This is a genomic window from Streptomyces sp. PKU-EA00015, assembly GCF_013387495.1.
In the GTDB taxonomy this organism is placed as follows: domain Bacteria; phylum Actinomycetota; class Actinomycetes; order Streptomycetales; family Streptomycetaceae; genus Streptomyces.
Window position 1 is genome coordinate 13,007 of the sequence record NZ_JABZEE010000029.1, and the last position, 18,902, is coordinate 31,908.

The following is an 18,902-nucleotide window of genomic DNA, read 5'->3' on the forward strand; positions in this document are numbered from 1 at the left end:
CGCGCAACCGCGACGCCGTCCCGTCACGCCGTCCCTGCCGCCAGGGTACGGACCGCGGCGGGGCCCGCAGGGGGTGACGGAGGATGCGCGCAGGCGCCCGGCATCGCCTGAGAACGGGATGCCGGGCGCCTGCGGAGACTCGCGGGCCTACTGGGCCTCGGGAAGGCGGTCCAGCTGGGCCGTGATGCGGGCGATGTCCTCGTCCGCCGTGGCCAGACGCTTACGGATCTTGTCGACCACGTTGTCCGGCGCCTTGGCGAGGAACGCCTCGTTGCCGAGCTTCGCCGTGGCCTGCCCCTTCTCCTTCTCGGCCGCCAACAGGTCCTTCGTCAGGCGCTTGCGCTCGGCCTCGACGTCGATCGTGCCCGACAGGTCCAGCGCGACCGTGGCGCCCGCGACCGGAAGGGACGCGGTGGCCTGGAAGCCCTCGCCCTCCGGCTGGAGCCGGAGCAGCTGACGGATCGCGGCCTCGTGCGGAGCGAGCGCCGTGCCGTCCAGGGTGAGCCGGGCCGGAACCTTCTGACCGGGCTGAAGCCCCTGGTCGCTGCGGAAGCGGCGGACCTCGGTGACGACCCGCTGGACGAGCTCGATCTCCCGCTCGGCGGCCTCGTCGCGGAAGCCGCTGTCACTCGGCCAGTCGGCGACGACGAGCGACTCCCCGCCGGTCAGCGTCGTCCACAGGGTGTCCGTGACGAAGGGGACGACCGGGTGCAGCAGGCGCAGCATCACGTCCAGGACCTCGCCGAGGACCCGGCCGGACACCTCGGCCTGCTCGCCGCCCGCGAAGAACGTCGTCTTCGACAGCTCGACGTACCAGTCGAAGACCTCGTCCCAGGCGAAGTGGAAGAGGGACTCGGAGAGCTTCGCGAACTGGTAGTCCTCGTAGTACGCGTCGACTTCGGCGACCGTCTTGTTCAGCCGCGACAGGATCCACCGGTCGGTGGAGGACATCTGCTCGGGCGCGGGCAGCGGGCCCTCGACCGTCGCGCCGTTCATCAGCGCGAAGCGGGTCGCGTTCCAGATCTTGTTGGCGAAGTTGCGCGAGCCCTGGACCCAGTCCTCGCCGATCGGCACGTCGACGCCGGGGTTGGCGCCGCGGGCGAGCGTGAAACGCAGCGCGTCGGAGCCGTACTTGTCCATCCAGTCCAGCGGGTTGACCGCGTTCCCGAAGGACTTGGACATCTTCTTGCCGAACTGGTCGCGGACCATGCCGTGCAGGGCGATGGTGTGGAACGGCGGGGTGCCGTCCATCGCGTAGATGCCGAACATCATCATCCGGGCGACCCAGAAGAAGAGAATGTCGTAACCGGTGACCAGGACCGAGTTCGGGTAGAACTTCGCGAGGCTCTCGGTTCGATCGGGCCAGCCGAGCGTGGAGAACGGCCACAGGCCGGAGGAGAACCAGGTGTCCAGGACGTCGGTCTCCTGGTGCCAGCCCTCGCCGCTCGGCGGCTCCTCGTCCGGGCCGACGCAGACGGTCTCGCCGTTCGGGCCGTACCAGACCGGGATGCGGTGGCCCCACCACAGCTGGCGCGAGATGCACCAGTCGTGGAGGTTGTCGACCCAGTCGAAGTACCGCTTCTCCATCTCCTGCGGGTGGATCTTGACCTTGCCGTCGCGCACGGCGTCGCCGGCCGCCTTCGCCAGCGGGCCGACCTTGACCCACCACTGCATGGACAGGCGCGGCTCGATGGTGGTCTTGCAACGCGAGCAGTGGCCGACGGAGTGGACGTACGGGCGCTTCTCGGCCACGATCCGGCCATCGGCGCGCAGCGCGGCGACGATGGCGGAACGGGCCTCCAGGCGGTCCAGGCCCTGGAAGGGGCCGTGCGCGGTGATGACCGCGCGCTCGTCCATGACGGCGAGCGACGGCAGGTTGTGCCGCTGGCCGATCTCGAAGTCGTTCGGGTCATGCGCCGGCGTCACCTTGACGGCACCGGTGCCGAACTGAGGGTCGACGTGCTCGTCCGCGACGACGGGGATCGTACGGTCCGTCAGCGGCAGCCTGATCTGCTTGCCGACCAGGTGCTTGTAGCGCTCGTCGTCGGGGTGGACGGCGACGGCGGTGTCACCGAGCATCGTCTCGGCGCGAGTTGTGGCGACGACGATGGTGTCGTCGCCGTCTCCGTACTTCATGGAGACGAGTTCGCCGTCGTCGTCCTGGTACTCGACCTCGATGTCCGAGATGGCCGTCAGGCAGCGCGGGCACCAGTTGATGATGCGCTCGGCGCGGTAGATGAGCTCGTCGTCGTACAGCCTCTTGAAGATGGTCTGAACGGCCTGCGAGAGCCCCTCGTCCATCGTGAAGCGCTCGCGGGACCAGGCGACGCCGTCGCCCAGGCGGCGCATCTGCCCGGAGATCTGGCCTCCGGACTCGCTCTTCCACTGCCAGACACGCTCGATGAAGGTCTCACGACCGAGGTCGTGACGGGACTTGCCCTCCTTGGCGAGCTCCCGCTCGACGACGTTCTGCGTGGCGATGCCGGCGTGGTCCATGCCGGGCTGCCACAGCGTCTCGTAACCCTGCATCCGCTTGCGGCGGGTCAGGGCGTCGATCAGCGTGTGCTCGAAGGCATGGCCGAGGTGGAGGCTGCCCGTGACGTTCGGCGGCGGGATGACGACGGTGAAGGGCGGCTTCTCGCTCTTCGCGTCCGCCTCGAAGTACCCGCGCTCTACCCAGCGCTCGTACAGCGCCCCCTCTACGTCGGCCGGCGCGTACTGGGTCGGCAGTTCGGGGGTGCTGGCTGGCTGATGCTGAGTGTTCTCGGTCACGGGGCCAGTTTAGGGGTGTCACGGGGCGGTCCTGAAACGCGATTGTTCGGTAACGGTGTGACCCCCGCCGCCCCGGGGGTGGGCCGCTTGCGCCAGGATGTCGGGAACACATAAACATCACGAGGGGAACACCCGTAATGAGCTACAACCAACCGGGTCCGTACGGCGGCCAGCCGCAGCAGCCGGGCCCGTACGGCCAGCCGGGACCCTACGGCCAGCCGCAGGGGCAGCCTGGCCCCTACGGCCAGCAGCCGCAGGCCCCGCAGCCCGGTTACGGGTATCCGCAGCAGGCCCCGCAGGGCGTGCCGCCGCAGCAGCAGCCGGGCCAGTGGGGCCAGCCGCAGCAGCCGGGCCCGTACGGCCAGCAGCCCCAGTACGGCCAGCAGCCTCAGTACGGCGCCTACCCGCCGCCTCCGCCGGCCCAGGGCGGCGGAGGAAAGAAGACGGGTCTGATCATCGGCGCGGTGGCGGTTGTGGCGGCGCTGGGTGTGGGTGCGTACTTCGTCTTCGGCGGGAGCGGCGCCGGCGTCGCCGACGACGGCCCGCACAAGCTGACGACGCCGGAGACCGTGCTCACCGAGTACAAGAAGTCGCCCGACAGCGGCAGCGGCGACGGCGACGACTTCCTCAAGGACGCGGAGAAGAACGGCGTCAAGAACGCGAAGCAGGTCGAGGCCAGCTACCAGGTGAAGGACGAGAACAACCCGCTGGCCGGGAAACTGCTCCAGTTCGGCGGTGTCTACGGCGAGATCGAGGACCCCGAGAAGGTCGTCGACGGCGTGTTCGCAAGCATCGAGGCGGAGTCCAAGAAGGACAAGGACGACGAGGCCGAGCTCGTGGGTGAGCCGCAGGCCTTCACGCCCGCCGAGGCCGAGGGTGCCGTGCTGAAGTGCCAGCAGATCAAGTCCAAGCCCGACGCCGACGCGCCGAGCACCGGCCCCAAGGAGTTCAGGATGTCGGTGTGCGTGTGGGGCGACCACAGCACCCTCGGCTTCGTGATCCCGATGGATATGGCGAGCCTGATGACGGGCAAGGGCACGTCGCCCGAGGACGCCGCCTCCATCACCGCGAAGTTCCGCAAGGAAGTGCGCGTCAAGCTCTGACGGGGCAGCCCGGTAGGGGCGCCCGGCCGGAACACAACCGGCCGGGCGCCTTTTGCCGTTGGGACTCGGAGCTGCCGCCTGCATGCCTGTGGCCAGGCGGGCCCATGTGCTGCAGTGAGCCGGACATGACCGGCTGATCCGCACCAGTGCGATACGCGTGAAGGGCAGACCGGCACGGAACCGGTCTGCCCTTCACGCGTATGACGCGGACAGCGCTACGCGCTCTTCTCGTGCCGCCCGTTGCCCTCGTCCTTCACGATCCTCGGCACCAGCGTCGGGTTCACGTTGTTGTGGACCACGTCCTCCGTGATCACCACGCGGGCCACGTCCTTGCGGGACGGGACCTCGTACATCACCGACATCAGGACCTCCTCCATGATGGCCCGCAGGCCACGCGCGCCCGTGCCGCGCAGGATCGCCTGGTCGGCGATGGCCTCCAGGGCCGGGAGGTCGAAGTCCAGTTCCACGCCGTCGAGTTCGAACAGACGCTGGTACTGCTTGACCAGCGCGTTGCGCGGCTCGACCAGGATCTTGAGCAGCGCCTCGCGGTCGAGGTTGTGGACCGAGGTGATGACGGGAAGGCGGCCGATGAACTCCGGGATCATGCCGAACTTGACCAGGTCCTCCGGCATGACCTCCTGGAACTGGTCGCTCGCCTCGATCTCCCGCTTCGAGCGGATCGTGGCGCCGAAGCCGATCCCCTTCGCCCCCGCACGCGACTCGATGATCTTCTCCAGGCCGGCGAACGCGCCGCCCACGATGAAGAGCACGTTCGTCGTGTCGATCTGGATGAACTCCTGGTGGGGGTGCTTGCGGCCGCCCTGCGGGGGGACCGAAGCGGTGGTGCCCTCAAGGATTTTGAGGAGTGCCTGCTGGACGCCCTCGCCCGAGACGTCGCGGGTGATCGACGGGTTTTCGCTCTTACGGGCGACCTTGTCGATCTCGTCGATGTAAATGATCCCGGTCTCGGCCTTCTTGACGTCGTAGTCGGCCGCCTGGATCAGCTTGAGCAGGATGTTCTCGACGTCCTCACCGACATAGCCGGCCTCCGTCAGCGCGGTCGCGTCGGCGATCGCGAACGGCACGTTCAGCATGCGGGCCAGCGTCTGCGCGAGCAGTGTCTTGCCCGAACCCGTGGGACCGAGCAGCAGGATGTTGGACTTGGCGAGCTCGATCGCGTCGTCCCGCCCCTGCGCGCCGCCGTTCTCGCCGGCCTGGACGCGCTTGTAGTGGTTGTACACCGCGACGGAGAGCGCCTTCTTGGCCGGCTCCTGGCCGACCACGTAGCTCTCCAGGAACTCGTAGATCTCGCGCGGCTTGGGAAGCTCCTCCCAGCGCACCTCGCTCGTCTCCGCGAGCTCCTCTTCGATGATCTCGTTGCAGAGGTCGATGCACTCGTCGCAGATGTACACCCCGGGGCCTGCGATGAGCTTCTTCACCTGCTTCTGGCTCTTTCCGCAGAACGAGCACTTGAGCAGGTCGCCGCCATCACCGATGCGTGCCACGAGGTGCTTCCCCTTCGCCTGGGAGCGGCTTGGTTCAGCCGGCTCCTGGTGCCTCATATCCGACGGTACCTTGCCTGGCCCCCCGTTCGGGCCCCCCTTGGCGCGGTTCACATTGTCGTGTACCGCACCAAGGGTGCTGCCGGATCCGTCAGGCGGCCGCTGCGGCCGTGCTCTTACGGGTCGAGACGATCTGGTCGACGAGGCCGTACGCCAGCGCGTCCTCGGCGGTCAGGATCTTGTCGCGCTCGATGTCGTCGCGGACCTTCTCGATCGGCGTGGTGGAGTGCTTCGCCAGCATCTCCTCCAGCTGCTCGCGCATGCGCAGGATCTCGTTGGCCGCGATCTCCAGGTCCGACAGCTGCTCCCGGCCGGTCTGCGAGGACGGCTGGTGGATCAGCACGCGCGCGTGCGGCAGGGCCATCCGCTTGCCGGGGGTGCCGGCGGCCAGCAGCACGGCCGCGGCGGACGCCGCCTGGCCCATGCAGACCGTCTGGATGTCCGGCTTCACGAACTGCATCGTGTCGTAGATGGCGGTCAGCGCGGTGAAGGAGCCACCGGGGCTGTTGATGTAGATCGAGATGTCGCGGTCCGGGTCCATCGACTCCAGGCACAGCAGCTGCGCCATCACGTCGTTGGCGGAGGCGTCGTCGATCTGCACCCCGAGGAAGATCACACGCTCCTCGAAGAGCTTCGCGTACGGGTCGTACTCGCGCACGCCCTGCGAGGTGCGCTCGACGAAGCGCGGGACGACGTAGCGGTTGTCCGGCTGAGGGCCGGTGTAGAGACCGCTCGCGGAGAAGTTGCTCATGTGGGTGTTCACCATCCTGGTGGCGTTCTGCGGGCTCGGGTGGGGGCTCTGCGGCTCAGGCGCCGGTGCCGCCGCCGCCCGGGACGCCCGATGCGGCGGAGATGATCTCGTCGATGAGGCCGTAGTCCTTGGCCTCCTCCGCGGTGAACCAGCGGTCCCGGTCACCGTCACGGATGATCGTCTCGACGGTCTGACCGGAGTGCTGGGCGGTGATCTCCGCCATGCGCTTCTTGGTGCGGAGCAGGTACTCGGCCTGGATCTTGATGTCCGAGGCGGTACCGCCGAGACCGGCCGAACCCTGGTGCATGAGGATGTCGGTGTTCGGCAGGGCGAAGCGCTTGCCGGCGGCGCCGCCCGTCAGCAGGAACTGGCCCATGGACGCCGCCATGCCCATGCCGATGGTCACGACGTCGTTCGGGATGTACTGCATGGTGTCGTAGACCGCCATGCCGGCCGTCACCGAGCCACCGGGGCTGTTGATGTAGAGGTAGATGTCCTTGTCGGGGTCGGCGGCCAGGAGCAGCATCTGCGCCGTGATCTTGTTGGCGATGTCGTCGTCGACCTGCTGGCCGAGGAAGATGATGCGCTCGCCGAGCAGCCGGCTGTAGACCTGGTCGCCGAGGCCACCACCGATGGACGGCTCACCGGCGGCGTAAGGCATCAGATTCGTCACGTGTCCACCTGCTCGTCTCTGACGGCTTCGGCCGTCTCAGCGTCTTGGTACCGGGGGCGGGGACTCCCCTGCCCTCGTATTCATGGACCCTAACGCGCAGGTCGGACATAGCCATCCCGGTTCCCGAACTGTTCGCTCGGAGCGCAAGGTAGTTGGGCCCGGCGGAGCCCGCGGCCTGGCCCGTCTACGCCGACGGGCCCCGGGCGCCCTGCGGCGTCCGGAGCCCGTCCATGAGTGGGCGCGAGGCTCAGGCCTCGGACTTCTCGTCGCCCTCGGCGTCACCCTCGACGACGGCCTCGACCGTCTCGGCGGCGGCCTCGGTCTCGTCCTCGTCCTCCAGGTCGACGACCTCACCGTTGGTGTCGGTGACCGTGGCGGCCTCGACGACGACGGCCAGCGCCTTGCCGCGGGCGACCTCGCCGACGAGCATCGGCACCTGGCCGCCCTCGACGACGGCCTGGGCGAACTGGTCGGGGCTCATGCCGGAGGAGGCAGCGCGCCGCATGAGGTGCTCGGTGAGCTCCTCCTGGTTGACGTTGAGCTTCTCCCGGTTGACCAGCTCGTCCAGGACGAACTGCGTCTTGATGCCCTTGACCGCCTGCTCCTTGGTCTCGGCGTCGAACTCCTCGGCGGTCTTGCCCTGGATCTCCAGGTACTTGTCGAGGGTCAGACCCATCTGACCGAGCTGGTGGTGCTCGAGGTTGTGCTTACGGGTGTTGATCTCGTCCTCGAGCAGCTTCTCGGGGACCGGGACCTCGACCAGCTCGAGCAGCTTCTCCAGGACGCGCTCCTGAGCCTGCGTGGCCTGGTCGTACTGCTTCATGTTCTCGAGGCGCTTGCGGCTGTCCGCCTTCAGCTCCTCGAGGGTGTCGAACTCGCTCGCCATCTGCGCGAAGTCGTCGTCGAGCTCGGGGAGCTCACGGGCGGCGACGGCGGTGACCTTCACGGTGACCTCGGCGTCCTTGCCCTCGGCGGAGCCGCCCTTCAGCTGCGAGGTGAAGGTGGCCTCGCCGCCGGCCTCCAGGCCGGTGACGGCCTCGTCGATGCCGTCGAGGAGCTCGCCGGAACCGATGGTGTACGACACGCCGTTCGCGACACCGTCGGGAAGCACCTCGCCGTCGACCTTGGCCTCGAGGTCGATCGTGACGACGTCGCCCTCGGCGGCGGCGCGCTCGACCGAGTTGGTGGAGGCGAAGCGCTCGCGCAGCTGCTCCACCGACTTCTCGACGTCCTCGTCGGTGACCTCGACGGCGTCGACGGTGACCTCGATGCCGGAGTAGTCCGGGATCTCGATGGTCGGGCGGACGTCCACCTCGGCGGTGAAGTTCAGCGTCTCGCCGTCCTTCAGCTCCGTGATGTCGACCTCGGGCTGGCCGAGCGGGTTGATCTCGGCCTCGTTGACCGCCTCGGTGTAGAACTTCGGGAGGGCGTCGTTGACGGCCTCCTCCAGCACCGCACCCCGGCCGAACCGCTGGTCGATGACCCGGGCCGGGATCTTGCCCTTGCGGAAGCCCTTGACCGTGACCTGCTGGTTGATCTTCTTGTACGCCGCGTCGAGGCTGGCCTTGAGCTCCTCGAAGGGCACCTCGACAGTGAGCCGAACCCGGGTCGGGTTCAGGGTCTCCACGGCGCTCTTCACGGTTCGGTCTCCTTGGTGGCTGACTTCTTGGGGTTCGCTGACGCTGCGATTCAGCGGTTCAGCGCATCGGGCCCGGTACATCAGACACACGGGCACGCAGCTTGCATAGTAACGGCAAGCAGGAGGAGCCTCACAACGTGATCTTGCTGGTCGGGGTGGCCGGATTCGAACCGACGACCTTCCGCTCCCAAAGCGGACGCGCTACCAAGCTGCGCCACACCCCGTCGGTGCGAACCGTAGGGTACATGCCCCGGGGCCGGTGGGCCGGTCCGTTTCCGGGGCGTCTTCGGCGGTGCGCGGAATGGGGTGTGCACCCGGCGGCAGGGACCCGCTACGATGCTCTACGTGCCGCACGGTCGTGACCTGCGGCGCGGTCCGTGCGGGCGTAGCTCAATGGTAGAGCCCTAGTCTTCCAAACTAGCTACGCGGGTTCGATTCCCGTCGCCCGCTCTCAACGGCTCAGGGCCAGGTCGGAGGTTCGTCCTCCAGCCTGGCCCTGATGCGTTTCGGATCTTCGTTTCCGCCTACGTGCCCGCTGCGTGCCCGTTCGGATCGGGATCTTGCTTCCGGGCCTGCTCCACGACCGCGCTCACGGCCTGGCCGATCAGCCGTTCCCGCTCGGCCGTCGCGTGCTGGTAGATCAGCGCGGCACGGGCGGTGCTGTGGCCCATCCTGGTCATCAGCTCACGCGTGCTGGCGCCGGTCGCGGCAGCGAGGGTGTTCCCCGTGTGGCGGAGATCATGAAAGTGCAGGCCCTTGATCCCGACCTGATCGCACGCCTTGCGCCACAGCTTGCCGAAGTGGTTCCGGCGCGGCGTGGCTTTCTTCGCTCCGATGAAGACTCGGCCGTCCGGCCCAGGCTCGGCGTATACAGCGAGATGCGTAGCAAGATCGGTCACGATCACGGCCGGGATCGCCACCGTGCGCTTGCCCGCCACGCTCTTGGGTTCCTTCACCAGCCGTTTGCCGCTGTGGAGTTCAGCCACGTTCCGGCGCACCCTTAAGGTTCCCGAGTCGAGGTCGATGTCACGACGGGACAGCCCGATTAGCTCACCCCAGCGAAGCCCTGTGAAGGCCGCCAGGAGGACGAGAGCGCGATACCGGGGCTGGATGGCCCCGGCGAGCTCGTAAACCTCCTGGACGGTCGCTGTGGGTCGCTCGGGAGTGGGAGCGACGCTTGCGCCCTTGACCCGACAGGGGTTGCGCCGGATCAACCGGTCTTCCACGGCGGTCATGAGCACGGCGCGCAGGAGCGCGTACGACTTGGCCACCGAGGAAGCGCCGGCGCCCGCGTCCAGACGAGCGACCCGCCAGGCCCGGACCATCGCCGGGGTGATGTCGCCCAGGGCGACGCGGCCGAAGGTCGGCGCGAGGTGATTCCGCAGGAGCGACCGGTACAGGTCAGCCGTCGACGCGCTGATGCCCCGCTCGGTGATCCAGGTCGCGGCGTACGAACCGAAGGGCACCTTGGAGGCGTCAGGGTCTGTCCAGTCCCCGGCGCGCAGCTCGGCTTGGCGATCGGCGAGCCAGTCATCCGCTTCGCGCTTCGTGCGGAAGGTGTGCGGCGCCGGGCGGTCGATGCCGTCAGGTGCCAGGTAGCGAGCCTGATAGCGCCCGGAAGGCAGCTTGCGGACACGGCCGAAGGACCGCTTCTTGGCTGCCATCAGGCCACGCTCCGCAGCTGTCGGGCGGACGGCGCAACCGTGTTGGCCTCGATGTACGCCACGATCGCCCGTTCGGGGATGCGGACGTGTCGGCCGACCTTGACGAAGGTGATTCGGCGTTCCTCGATGAGCCGCCGAGGGAACCGGACGGTGGTGCCGAGGAGTTCGGCGACCTGGTCAACGGTGAGCAGTCGGTCCATGGTCACCACTCCCCCGTGGTGTCGAAGTCGTCCAGTTCGGGGCGGAGCTCCCGCGCGAGTTGTCGGTCTTGCTTGATGTCGTTGGCGATGGATTGGGCGAGCCAGGATTCGCCGGGGGTGTGGCCGTGCCCGGCGTAGGTCCAGTGGGCGAGCACGAGCGTGGAGCCCTCCGTGTCGTCGAGGTCTTCGGGGAGTCCGCGGGCTTGGCGTTCCTGTCGGGCGCGGTAGTCGGCGCGGACCTGGCGGAGTGCGCCGAGGGTGGTGGAGTAGCGGCGGGACTTGGTGGAGAAGTGGCCGCGGAAGCCGAGCATGTGCGACCAGCGGGCCAGCAGCCGATCGGGATAGTCGCTGTCCAGGGCCCAGCAGGCTTCGATGAGCCGCCTGGTGTGAGCGGGCAGGCCGAGGCGGTCCAGCTCGCCGAGTTCGACGATCCGGCGGTCGACCGTTCCGGTGGTCTCGGCGGCTTTGGTGGCGTACTTGGCCACGTAGGCGGCAACGGCCTGTTCGGTCAGGTCCTCGTGTCCGAGCGCGCCGATGGGCTGGACGTCGACCTGGGTTCCCCAGCGCAGTTCCCGTTCCGGAGAAGTGCCGGCGGGCGGGACCACGACCACGACACGGGCGGCAGCGACCCGGATCGCGTCGTCCACGAGCGGGACGGTGGCCCAGGCCGGGGGCGGCGAGTCGGGCCCATCCGGACCGTCGAGGCGTACGACGGCGTGGAAGTGCACGGCACCGCGCTTTTGGAACTCGGCGACCTTGCCGAACGAAACCCGGCAGGCATCCGACAGCGCACGCTGGGAGAGGCCCGCGCGGGCGGCGATCTCCCGGCGCAGGTAGATGGTGAACCGCTGCCAGAGCTGCCCGGCGTGGTTGTTCCACAGCACGGCGGCGGCGTAGTCGTAGCGGTCCGGGTTCAGCGCCGCGCCCAGGGCGGGGTCGTCGTCCTGATGGACGAGGCCGCAGCGGCAGCGCCCGGAGGCCGGGCGGTTGTGGACTGGGCCGAACGACGGGGCGGTGAGGGTGGCGAAGACACGGGGGTGGTCCCGCACGGTGGCGGGCACGTCCTTGCGCTCATCCCCGGTGATCCCGGCGCGGATCAGGTGGTAGGTGTCCCCCGCATACGTCCAGGCGCACGACGGGCAGCGCGACGCACGGCGGTTGCCGCAGGCAACCCGTAACCGTCCACCCGGCTCGGCCTGAGTGGAGTAGGAGTACAGGGTCTCCGAGGTCTTGCGGTCCTTGGTGATCGTCCAGCCCTGGAGGTGGATCGGATCCGAGCAGCCGCCCGTGCGCCGGATCTGCTCGCGCCAGCGGTCGAAGCCGGGGGTGTTGGCGACGCGGAGCAGGTCGGCCACAGTGATCGGGCTTTGACCCACGGCCGCAGCCACGTCAGCGACGGCGGCCGAGGGAACGGGGAAGTGGGTCACGCGATCACCGCCGGACGCTGCGGCAAACCGGCGCCACGCGGGTTGTCGACCGGGCAGCTGATGTAGCCCGCCATGGTCGGGTCCTCCGGGTCGCAGCTGTCCGCGATCCAACCGGTACCGGCGCACAGGCAACCGCCCTCGACCTGAGGACCCCGGTCCTTCGCGGCCTGCGACATGGGGATGTCCGTCTTGACCGTGAACAGCGTCGCGGTCGTCTCAGCCTTGGAGAAGCGGCGGGCGCTGGGGAACCGTCGCTTCTGCGCACGGCTCTGGTCGGCGGTGGCGAGGTCGGCCAGCCACAGGAGCCGGTAGCCGAAGGCGACGGCGGCCAGGCGGTGCACCTCACGGAGGCCCAGACGGGCGGCCCCCTGGATAATCCAGCCGTGCACCATCGCGTCGTCGTCCCGACGCATCCGGAAGGCCGTGGGCATGTCGGAGGCGTAGAGCGCCACAGCACGTTCCTGGTTCGACAGCTCCGAGACAGAAACGGTCTCGACCGGCGGCAGCGCGGACACGGGGTGCGCAGCAACGAGCGTCGCGGGCATGATGGAAGCTCCCTTCAAGGGACGAAGGAGGGCGGCGGACTGCTTGGCGGTAGATGCGTCGCCCTCCGGGTTTTGCGGCCGATGGAAGCCGCATGACCTAGCTTGCTATAGAGCAGAGTAGAGCACAAGACGTAGCGCGCCATAGGCTGTGCTATGTCGCGCCAGTCGGTACGCTCGCCGCATGACGGTTGAAGCCCACGACCCCAGGCCGAAGAAGGTCCAGATCGCCGACGCCTTGCGCGAGGAGGTCGCGGCACTCCCAGCGGGGTACCGGCTCGCTTCACTGCGGGAGCTGGCGGAGCGGTTCAAGGTCACCACCGTGACCGTGGGCAACGCGCTCAAGGTGCTTGCCGATGAAGGCGTGATTGTCTCGGTGCCGACGCGGGGGTACTTCGTACAGTCCCCAAAGGGCACGGGAGAGGCCGGGCAGGACGCCAGCGGGCCAGTTAACCGAGACGAGATCAACGCTATCCACTCCGAGATTCAGCAACTTGCCGCCCGAGTGGCCGAGTTGGAGAAGCGCGCCCAGTCCCCGAGCAGTGCCTGACAGTGATCCACCATGCGGGCGGCGCGACTGGCTAACTAGGGACAGGCGTGGTGTCACTGGGGGACAGCCTTGGTGCCAACCCCCTGTCACCCCCGTGTCACCAGCTCCCCGAGTGCCAGACTCGAAGGCAAGCACCCCGACGGGAGGGCAGCACATGAGCGACGAACGGCCGGCATGGGCGCGACGGATCGCCTCAGAGCGAGAAGCCCGACAGTGGTCACAAGCCGAAGTGGTTGCCGCCCTGCGCGCCCATGCTCCGAAGCCACTGCCCGAGGGATCCAGCATGGTCCGCCAGTGGAAGCGGTGGGAGTCCGGCGAGGTGATGCCGAGCGACTTCTACCAACCGATCATCGCGGCCACCTTCGGAACCGTCACCCATGCGATCTTCCCGGTAGCCGGGCAACGGGACGGGAACGCGGAAATCGCCGCCGTCAGCGGCATGGAAACGCTGGACATCATCAGCAGGCTTCAGGCGTCCGACGTCGACAACGCCACGCTTGACGCTCTCCGGATCACCACCGACCGACTGTGCTCCGAGTACCCGTATCTGCCGAGCGGGCAGCTCGCCGCCGAGGGCAGGCAGTGGCTCAAGCGTGTCGCAGCGCTTCAGTCCCAGCGGCTCACGCTCGCCCAGCACCGCGAAGTGCTCACCCTGTCCGGCTGGCTCGCACTCCTGATCGGATGCGTCGAGTACGACATGGGAGACCGGGCCGCAGCCGAGAGCACGCGGAAGGCGGCCCTGTCTTTAGCTCGCGAGTCCGGGAACGCGGAGATCTCCGGTTGGGCCCACGAGATGCGAGCCTGGTTCGCGCTGACCACCGGCGACTACCGCGGAATCCTCGCGGCGTCCCAGGCCGGGACGGAGTCGGCTCCCTCGCATGGCGTGGCCGTGCAGCTCGCCGCCCAGGAGGCGAAGGGTTGGGCGCGGCTGGGTGACCGGCGACAGACCGAGGTGGCGTTGGACCGGGGGCGCAAGCTCCTCGAGGGGATGCCGTACCCCGAGAACCTGGATCACCACTTTGTGGTGGACCCGGCGAAGTTCGACTTCTACGCGATGGACTGCTACCGGCTGCTCGGAGAGGACCGCTTCGCCGAGAACCTGGCCCACGAGGTGATCCGGGCGGGCACCGACTTCGACGGGTCCGAGCGATCGCCGATGCGCATGGCGGAGGCGAGGATCACGCTGGGCGTGGTCGCAGCCAGGCAGGGCGACTTGGACCAGGCCGTGAACTACGGCGAGTGGGCGCTGAAGGGCGACCGACAGTCCCTGCCGTCTCTGCTCATGGTCAGCCGCGAGCTGGCGGCCATCGTCAACCGGGACTTCGCCAACGAGTCGACGGGCCGGGAGTACCTGGATCACCTGACCGCGCTCAGTCGCGCCAGCTAGGGGCCTGTTACAGGTTTCTCTACCTCGATCAAGGCGGCTCGCTCCGCTCGCCGCGCGCGGCCCCGGCTCCAGCGCCGGGCCCCGACGCTCCTGTCTCCGCCCCGCTCCGGGCCCCGGCTCCGCCGGCCGCGCGGCTAGAGCGAGCACACCTGATGCCGTGGACGGTAGCCCGCGGTGGCTGGGGCCGGTCGGCTCCACGGCTTTAGGCAGCCACCATGGGGCGAGCCTCGAAGATCATGGCCCCAACGTCGTGCTTTACCGGGCAGGTCCACAGACTGCCCGACTCGCCGGAAGCTTACGGGGCCATGATCTCTCGCCCCATGGCAGCTCCCGCCCAAAGCCGCTACACCGACCGCGTGGTGCCGTGCGGCAAGCGGGCAGATTCAAGCGTCCGGGTCCGTCTCCGGTCCTAGTGGGCGAAGGGCGGCTTCGTAATCGCCGGTGGCCACGAGGTCATCGACGGCCCGGACCATGGCGGGGATACCGGCATCCCGGACGATGAGTCCGTCCCAGCAGTAGTAGTAGCTGCCGTTCAGGCACTCGCCCGTACCTTGCCAGCGGTCCATCACGCGACGCACCTCGTCGAGAGTGGACACCGTCCCGGACCATCGGTCGCCAGTGACGAAGGTCACCCACATGTCGACATTGCACACCTGGTCGAGGTCTTCACCAGCTCCCGGCACGAAACAGATCTCGTACCCGTCCCGCTTCACCCGGTAGAACGGTCCATCCCACACAGTGCCCCCATGACAGGCTCAGCCAGGACTCATACGCCCTGCCCCAACTCCGCGCACGCAGTAGCCATCGCATGATCCTGGCACGCGTGCCCCTTGCGTGCCCGACCGGTCGGGGACGAGCGGGGAACCAAGGGCAATCGCGGTTCTTCCATGGCTACCCCGCAGGTCAGCATCGTCGCAGCTCAGCGGGCATCCGCATACGGCGTCTTCCAAACTAGCTACGCGGGTTCGATTCCCGTCGCCCGCTCTGCAGCACTTCGGGCCCTGCCCGGTGGATTCCCACCGGGCAGGGCCCGAAGTCTTTTCGTGCGCCCGGCGGCCGGGCGCGGAAGCCGGTCAGAAGCTGATCTGATTGATCGTCTCCGCTATCGAGTTCATGAATCTGTTGATCGACGGGGCCATGCCCGTCGACGCGAGGAAGAACCCGAACAGCGCCGCCACGATGGCGGGCCCCGGCTTGATGGAGCCGCTGCGGATCAGTACCACGAGGACGATCGCCAACAGCAGCACCACAGACAGTGAAATGGCCACAACTGATCACACCCTCGGTCGGTCCGCCTTGCCGGCCCGGGGACGTGCGGCCCAGCACACCCCCGCCTGCACCATCGTGCCACCAACCTCCCTGCCCCTGCTGCCGGGTGACGAATCGTCGCCGTCAAGATCACGCCAAGCCGGACCGTCCCCGCGCGGCCCGGCGGGGCGGTGCGGCGGGGCCGCTAGGCCGGCGGAGTGAAATAGGAGAAGGAATACGACGTGATCGTTTCCATGCCCCCACATCTTGGTCACACGAAATTCGAAGGCCGTCGGCGACGTAATTCATGTCACCTTCCCGGTGCCGCAATATGCCCTGTTTAAGGGGGATTAATTGGGGCATAGTGGGCGGTTGGTGGCGGTTTCAGATTCGAATGGACCGCAACCCCCGGTGTTTTACGAAATCGAATCCGCGCGGCTAAGGTGCCTGAATGTTCCACGCTGCGCACGGATATCAGAGGGCTCCGCTCCCCGAGGCTCCGGAGTCGGGACCCACCCCCGCCACGCGGACGGCGACCGCTGCCGCCCCCGCGGCGACCGGCCGGAAGTCCGCCCCGGGACCGGCCCCGGAGCCCAAGAAGCCCGCCGGCCGCGACGCCTACTTCGACAACGCGAAGTACCTGGCGATCGTGCTGGTGGCCGTGGCGCACGCCTGGGAGCCGGTGATGGACGGCAGCCGGGCCGCGCGGGCGCTGTACATGATCATCTACACGTTCCACATGCCGGCGTTCATCATCGTCTCCGGCTACTTCTCGCGCAGCTACCGGGGCAAGCCCCACCAGCTGCGCAGGCTGCTTACCGGGATCGCGCTGCCGTACGTCGTCTTCGAGGTGGCGTACTCCCTGTTCGCCCGGTACGCGAACGACGACCCCGGGCATCCGGTCAGCCTGCTCGACCCCTTCTACCTGACCTGGTTCCTCGCCGCGCTGTTCGTCTGGCGGCTGACCACGCCGCTGTGGCGGATCGTGCGCCGGCCGCTGCCGATCGCGCTGGGGATCGCCACGCTCGCGGCACTCACGCCGAACATCGGGGCGGACCTCAACCTCCAGCGCGTGATGCAGTTCCTGCCGTTCTTCGTGCTCGGCCTGTGCCTGCGGCCGGAGCACTTCCAACTGGTGCGGCGGCGCGAGGTGCGCCTGCTGACGCTGCCGCTGCTCGCCGGCACGGCGCTGTTCGCGTACTGGGCCGCGCCGCGGATGAGGCTCAACTGGTTCTACCGGTCCAGCAGTGTGCAGGAGCTCGGCGCGCCGTGGTGGTCGGGAGTCGTGGTCTTCCTCGGCCTGTTCGTGTGCGCGCTGGTCCTGTCGGCCGCCTTCCTCGCGTGGGTGCCCGGCCGCAGGAGCTGGATGACGGCGCTGGGCGCGGGGACCATCTGCGGCTATCTGCTGCACGGCTTCCTGGTCAAGGCCGGCGACTACTTCGGCGTCTTCGAGGAGAACTCCTGGCTCGGCAGCCCGCTCGGCCTGGTCTTCGTCTCGCTCTTCGCGGCGGGCGCCGTCACGCTGCTGTGCACGCCGCCGGTCCGGCGGGCCCTGCGGCCCGTGACCGAGCCCGAGATGACATGGGCGTTCCGCACGGACGCCACCGAACTCGGCGCGCGCCGCTGACGTGACCTAGTCGCCGGCGTCCTCGACGCCCAGCAGGCGCCGCGTCTTCGCGTACTTCTCGGTCAGCCTGTCGCGTGTCTCCTCGTCCAGAAGGGCGAGGCGCGCGGGATCGGAGTTGTGCGCCAGGTCGGCCTCTTTGATCAGGAGCGCGCCGGGCGTGGCGAGGATGCGCCGCGTGTAGGACTCCAGCTCCTCGCCCTCGCCCTTGGTGAGGGCGAGGACCATGTCCTTCACGGGCTGCGGCAGCGCCGCGCCCTCCAGCCACTCGCGGCTCAGGACGTCGTCCTCGACCGCGTCGTGCAGCCAGCCGGCGGCGACCTGTTCGTCGCTCCCGCCCCGTGCGCGTACGCCCTTGGCCACGGCGGCGATGTGCTCGGCGTAGGGGCGCCCGGCCTTGTCGGTCTGGCCGGCGTGGGCCTCGCGGGCGACGGCCTCGATCTCGGCCAGGCTCAGATTCTGCTGCGGCATGGCTCGACTCTACGGCTCCTGGGACCGCCGTACCTCGGCAATCTCCTCGCGTCCTCGCCCGCGGCGGGACGCTCCCCCTGGCCGGCCCGCTTCCTGCCGGGCGGCGGGGGACGCCGACGGTACGGCAGCGGGTCCGGCGCTCAGGGCCGGCGGCAGAGCAGGAGCAGCGCCCGGTCGTCGTTGACGTCCTTGGCGACTGCCTCGATCAGGTGCCACGCCGCGCCCTCGAAACCGAGGGCGACATAGCGGTCCGCCTCGCCGGTCAGGCGGTCGATGCCCTCGCTGATGTCGCGGCCCGACGCCTCCACCAGGCCGTCGGTGAACAGCATCAGTACGTCGCCGGGGCGCAGGGTGCCCTTGACCGGGTCGAACTGCGCCGCGTCGTAGACCCCGAGGAGCGGGCCCTCGGCTGCCTTCTCCTCCCAGCGGCCGGAGCCCGCGTTCAGCTGGAGTGCGGGCAGATGGCCCGCCGACAGCAGCTCGTAGTCGCCGGAGTCCAGGTCGAGGACCAGATGGATCGAGGTGGCGAAGCCCTCGTCCCAGTCCTGGCGCAGCAGGTAGCCGTTGGCCGCGGGCAGGAAGCCGTGCGGCGGCAGCGAGCCGAGCAGTCCGCCGAACGCGCCGGACAGCAGCAGCGCCCTGGACGCGGCGTCCATGCCCTTGCCGGAGACGTCGGTCAGGACGACCTCCAGCGTGCGGCCGCCGTTCGTACGGGCGGCGACCACGAAGTCGCCGGAGAAGGACTGGCCCCCGGCCGGGCGCAGGGCCATCTCGCGGTGCCAGCCCTGCGGCAGCCGGGGCAGGGCGCTCTGGACCCGGATGCGTTCGCGCAGGTCGAAGAGCATGGTGCCGCCGCGCCGCCACGGCACGCCGACACGGGCCCGGAACTGCGCGATGAGCAGTCCGAAGAAGCCGCACGCCGCCACGACCAGGACCGTGCCGGGAGTGACCCTCGCCGGACCGTCGGCGTACGGCCCGAGCGCCACGGACTCCACGATCAGCGCGGCCGCCGCCACCGCGTACAGGCAGAGGAGGCTGGCGGGCCGCAACAGGAGGCCGCCGGCGACGATCGGCAGCACCAGGGCGGTCGGCGAGAACCACACCGCGGAGACGATCGTGCCCCAGGTGATGGCCGGGATCGTCAGCAGCAGGCCGGCGAGCGCGAGCCGGTCGGAGCCGCCTCCGCGGAAGTAGTCGACGGCGGACCGGCGCATGGCGGTACGGGCCCGGTACACGGCTTTCCGCTGCCGGGCCGTGAACGAGTCTGCTGCTGCGCCGCGGGCCATTGC

Annotated in this window: 17 protein-coding genes and 3 tRNA genes; 6 read left to right on the forward strand and 14 right to left on the reverse strand. The window is 68.9% G+C overall.

Going from position 1 to position 18,902, the window contains the following annotated elements:
* Positions 1-147: 147 nt before the first annotated feature.
* Positions 148-2,772 (reverse strand): valine--tRNA ligase, encoded by a 2,625-nt coding sequence (locus HW130_RS18960; protein WP_177150822.1) that lies wholly within the window; start codon positions 2,770-2,772, stop codon positions 148-150.
* A 137-nt stretch (positions 2,773-2,909) separates the two neighbouring features.
* On the opposite strand from HW130_RS18960, the gene HW130_RS18965 reads away from it, so the two are divergent.
* Positions 2,910-3,875, forward strand: a complete 966-nt coding sequence (locus HW130_RS18965; RefSeq protein WP_177150823.1) for a hypothetical protein — start codon at positions 2,910-2,912, stop codon at positions 3,873-3,875.
* A 215-nt stretch (positions 3,876-4,090) separates the two neighbouring features.
* On the opposite strand, the gene clpX is transcribed toward HW130_RS18965, so the two are convergent.
* From clpX to HW130_RS18990, 5 genes are all read right to left on the reverse strand, one after another.
* A complete protein-coding gene (gene clpX / locus HW130_RS18970; protein ID WP_177150824.1) occupies positions 4,091-5,380 on the reverse strand; it encodes an ATP-dependent Clp protease ATP-binding subunit ClpX in 1,290 nt (429 codons plus the stop codon).
* 148 nt (positions 5,381-5,528) lie between these two features.
* On the reverse strand, positions 5,529-6,203 hold the full coding sequence (locus HW130_RS18975; protein WP_177150825.1) for an ATP-dependent Clp protease proteolytic subunit: 675 nt from the start codon (positions 6,201-6,203) through the stop codon (positions 5,529-5,531).
* A 40-nt stretch (positions 6,204-6,243) separates the two neighbouring features.
* Positions 6,244-6,849: an ATP-dependent Clp protease proteolytic subunit gene (locus HW130_RS18980; RefSeq protein WP_159695205.1), complete on the reverse strand. Its 606-nt coding sequence runs from the start codon at positions 6,847-6,849 to the stop codon at positions 6,244-6,246.
* A gap of 259 nt (positions 6,850-7,108) precedes the next feature.
* Complete coding sequence (tig, locus tag HW130_RS18985; protein WP_177150826.1) at positions 7,109-8,500, reverse strand: trigger factor; 1,392 nt, start codon at positions 8,498-8,500, stop codon at positions 7,109-7,111.
* A gap of 147 nt (positions 8,501-8,647) precedes the next feature.
* Positions 8,648-8,724 (reverse strand) — tRNA-Pro (locus HW130_RS18990).
* Between the two features lie 155 nt (positions 8,725-8,879).
* Between HW130_RS18990 and HW130_RS18995 the strand changes: the two genes are divergently transcribed.
* Positions 8,880-8,950 (forward strand) — tRNA-Gly (locus HW130_RS18995).
* 74 nt (positions 8,951-9,024) lie between these two features.
* Here the strand turns inward: HW130_RS18995 and HW130_RS19000 are convergent.
* The 4 genes from HW130_RS19000 to HW130_RS19015 are packed head-to-tail and all read right to left on the reverse strand — an operon-like array spanning position 9,025 to position 12,336.
* On the reverse strand, positions 9,025-10,164 hold the full coding sequence (locus HW130_RS19000) for a site-specific integrase (RefSeq protein ID WP_177150827.1): 1,140 nt from the start codon (positions 10,162-10,164) through the stop codon (positions 9,025-9,027).
* Positions 10,164-10,364 carry an excisionase family DNA-binding protein gene (locus HW130_RS19005; RefSeq protein ID WP_177150828.1) on the reverse strand — a complete coding sequence of 67 codons (201 nt, stop codon included), beginning with the start codon at positions 10,362-10,364 and terminating at the stop codon, positions 10,164-10,166. Before HW130_RS19005 ends, HW130_RS19000 begins: the two co-directional genes overlap by 1 nt.
* 2 nt (positions 10,365-10,366) lie before the next feature.
* Entirely contained in the window at positions 10,367-11,791 is a 1,425-nt protein-coding gene (gene repSA / locus HW130_RS19010; RefSeq protein ID WP_375256549.1) for a replication initiator protein RepSA, read from the reverse strand.
* Positions 11,788-12,336, reverse strand: a complete 549-nt coding sequence (locus tag HW130_RS19015) for a hypothetical protein (RefSeq protein WP_177150829.1) — start codon at positions 12,334-12,336, stop codon at positions 11,788-11,790. The genes repSA and HW130_RS19015 overlap by 4 nt, the downstream gene beginning before the upstream one ends.
* A 181-nt stretch (positions 12,337-12,517) precedes the next feature.
* Between HW130_RS19015 and HW130_RS19020 the strand changes: the two genes are divergently transcribed.
* Both HW130_RS19020 and HW130_RS19025 read left to right on the forward strand, forming a co-directional pair.
* Entirely contained in the window at positions 12,518-12,883 is a 366-nt protein-coding gene (locus tag HW130_RS19020; protein WP_177150830.1) for a GntR family transcriptional regulator, read from the forward strand.
* A 283-nt stretch (positions 12,884-13,166) separates the two neighbouring features.
* On the forward strand, positions 13,167-14,270 hold the full coding sequence (locus HW130_RS19025; protein ID WP_256356179.1) for an XRE family transcriptional regulator: 1,104 nt from the start codon (positions 13,167-13,169) through the stop codon (positions 14,268-14,270).
* Positions 14,271-14,653: 383 nt separating this feature from the next.
* Here the strand turns inward: HW130_RS19025 and HW130_RS19030 are convergent, their stop codons facing one another.
* On the reverse strand, positions 14,654-15,007 hold the full coding sequence (locus HW130_RS19030) for a hypothetical protein (RefSeq protein ID WP_177150832.1): 354 nt from the start codon (positions 15,005-15,007) through the stop codon (positions 14,654-14,656).
* Positions 15,008-15,192: 185 nt separating this feature from the next.
* Here HW130_RS19030 and HW130_RS19035 point away from each other — a divergent pair.
* Positions 15,193-15,254 (forward strand) — tRNA-Gly (locus HW130_RS19035).
* A gap of 89 nt (positions 15,255-15,343) precedes the next feature.
* Here the strand turns inward: HW130_RS19035 and HW130_RS19040 are convergent.
* The gene (locus HW130_RS19040) at positions 15,344-15,538 is read right to left on the reverse strand and encodes a hypothetical protein (protein ID WP_177150833.1); all 195 of its coding nucleotides are present in this window, start codon (positions 15,536-15,538) and stop codon (positions 15,344-15,346) included.
* 431 nt (positions 15,539-15,969) lie between these two features.
* On the opposite strand from HW130_RS19040, the gene HW130_RS19045 reads away from it, so the two are divergent.
* Positions 15,970-17,145, forward strand: a complete 1,176-nt coding sequence (locus tag HW130_RS19045) for an acyltransferase family protein (RefSeq protein WP_177150834.1) — start codon at positions 15,970-15,972, stop codon at positions 17,143-17,145.
* Between the two features lie 6 nt (positions 17,146-17,151).
* On the opposite strand, the gene HW130_RS19050 is transcribed toward HW130_RS19045, so the two are convergent.
* Positions 17,152-17,613, reverse strand: coding sequence for an HD domain-containing protein (locus HW130_RS19050; RefSeq protein WP_177150835.1), 462 nt, complete (start codon positions 17,611-17,613; stop codon positions 17,152-17,154).
* A 140-nt stretch (positions 17,614-17,753) separates the two neighbouring features.
* Positions 17,754-18,899, reverse strand: coding sequence for a PP2C family protein-serine/threonine phosphatase (locus HW130_RS19055; RefSeq protein ID WP_177150836.1), 1,146 nt, complete (start codon positions 18,897-18,899; stop codon positions 17,754-17,756).
* Positions 18,900-18,902 lie beyond the last annotated feature (3 nt).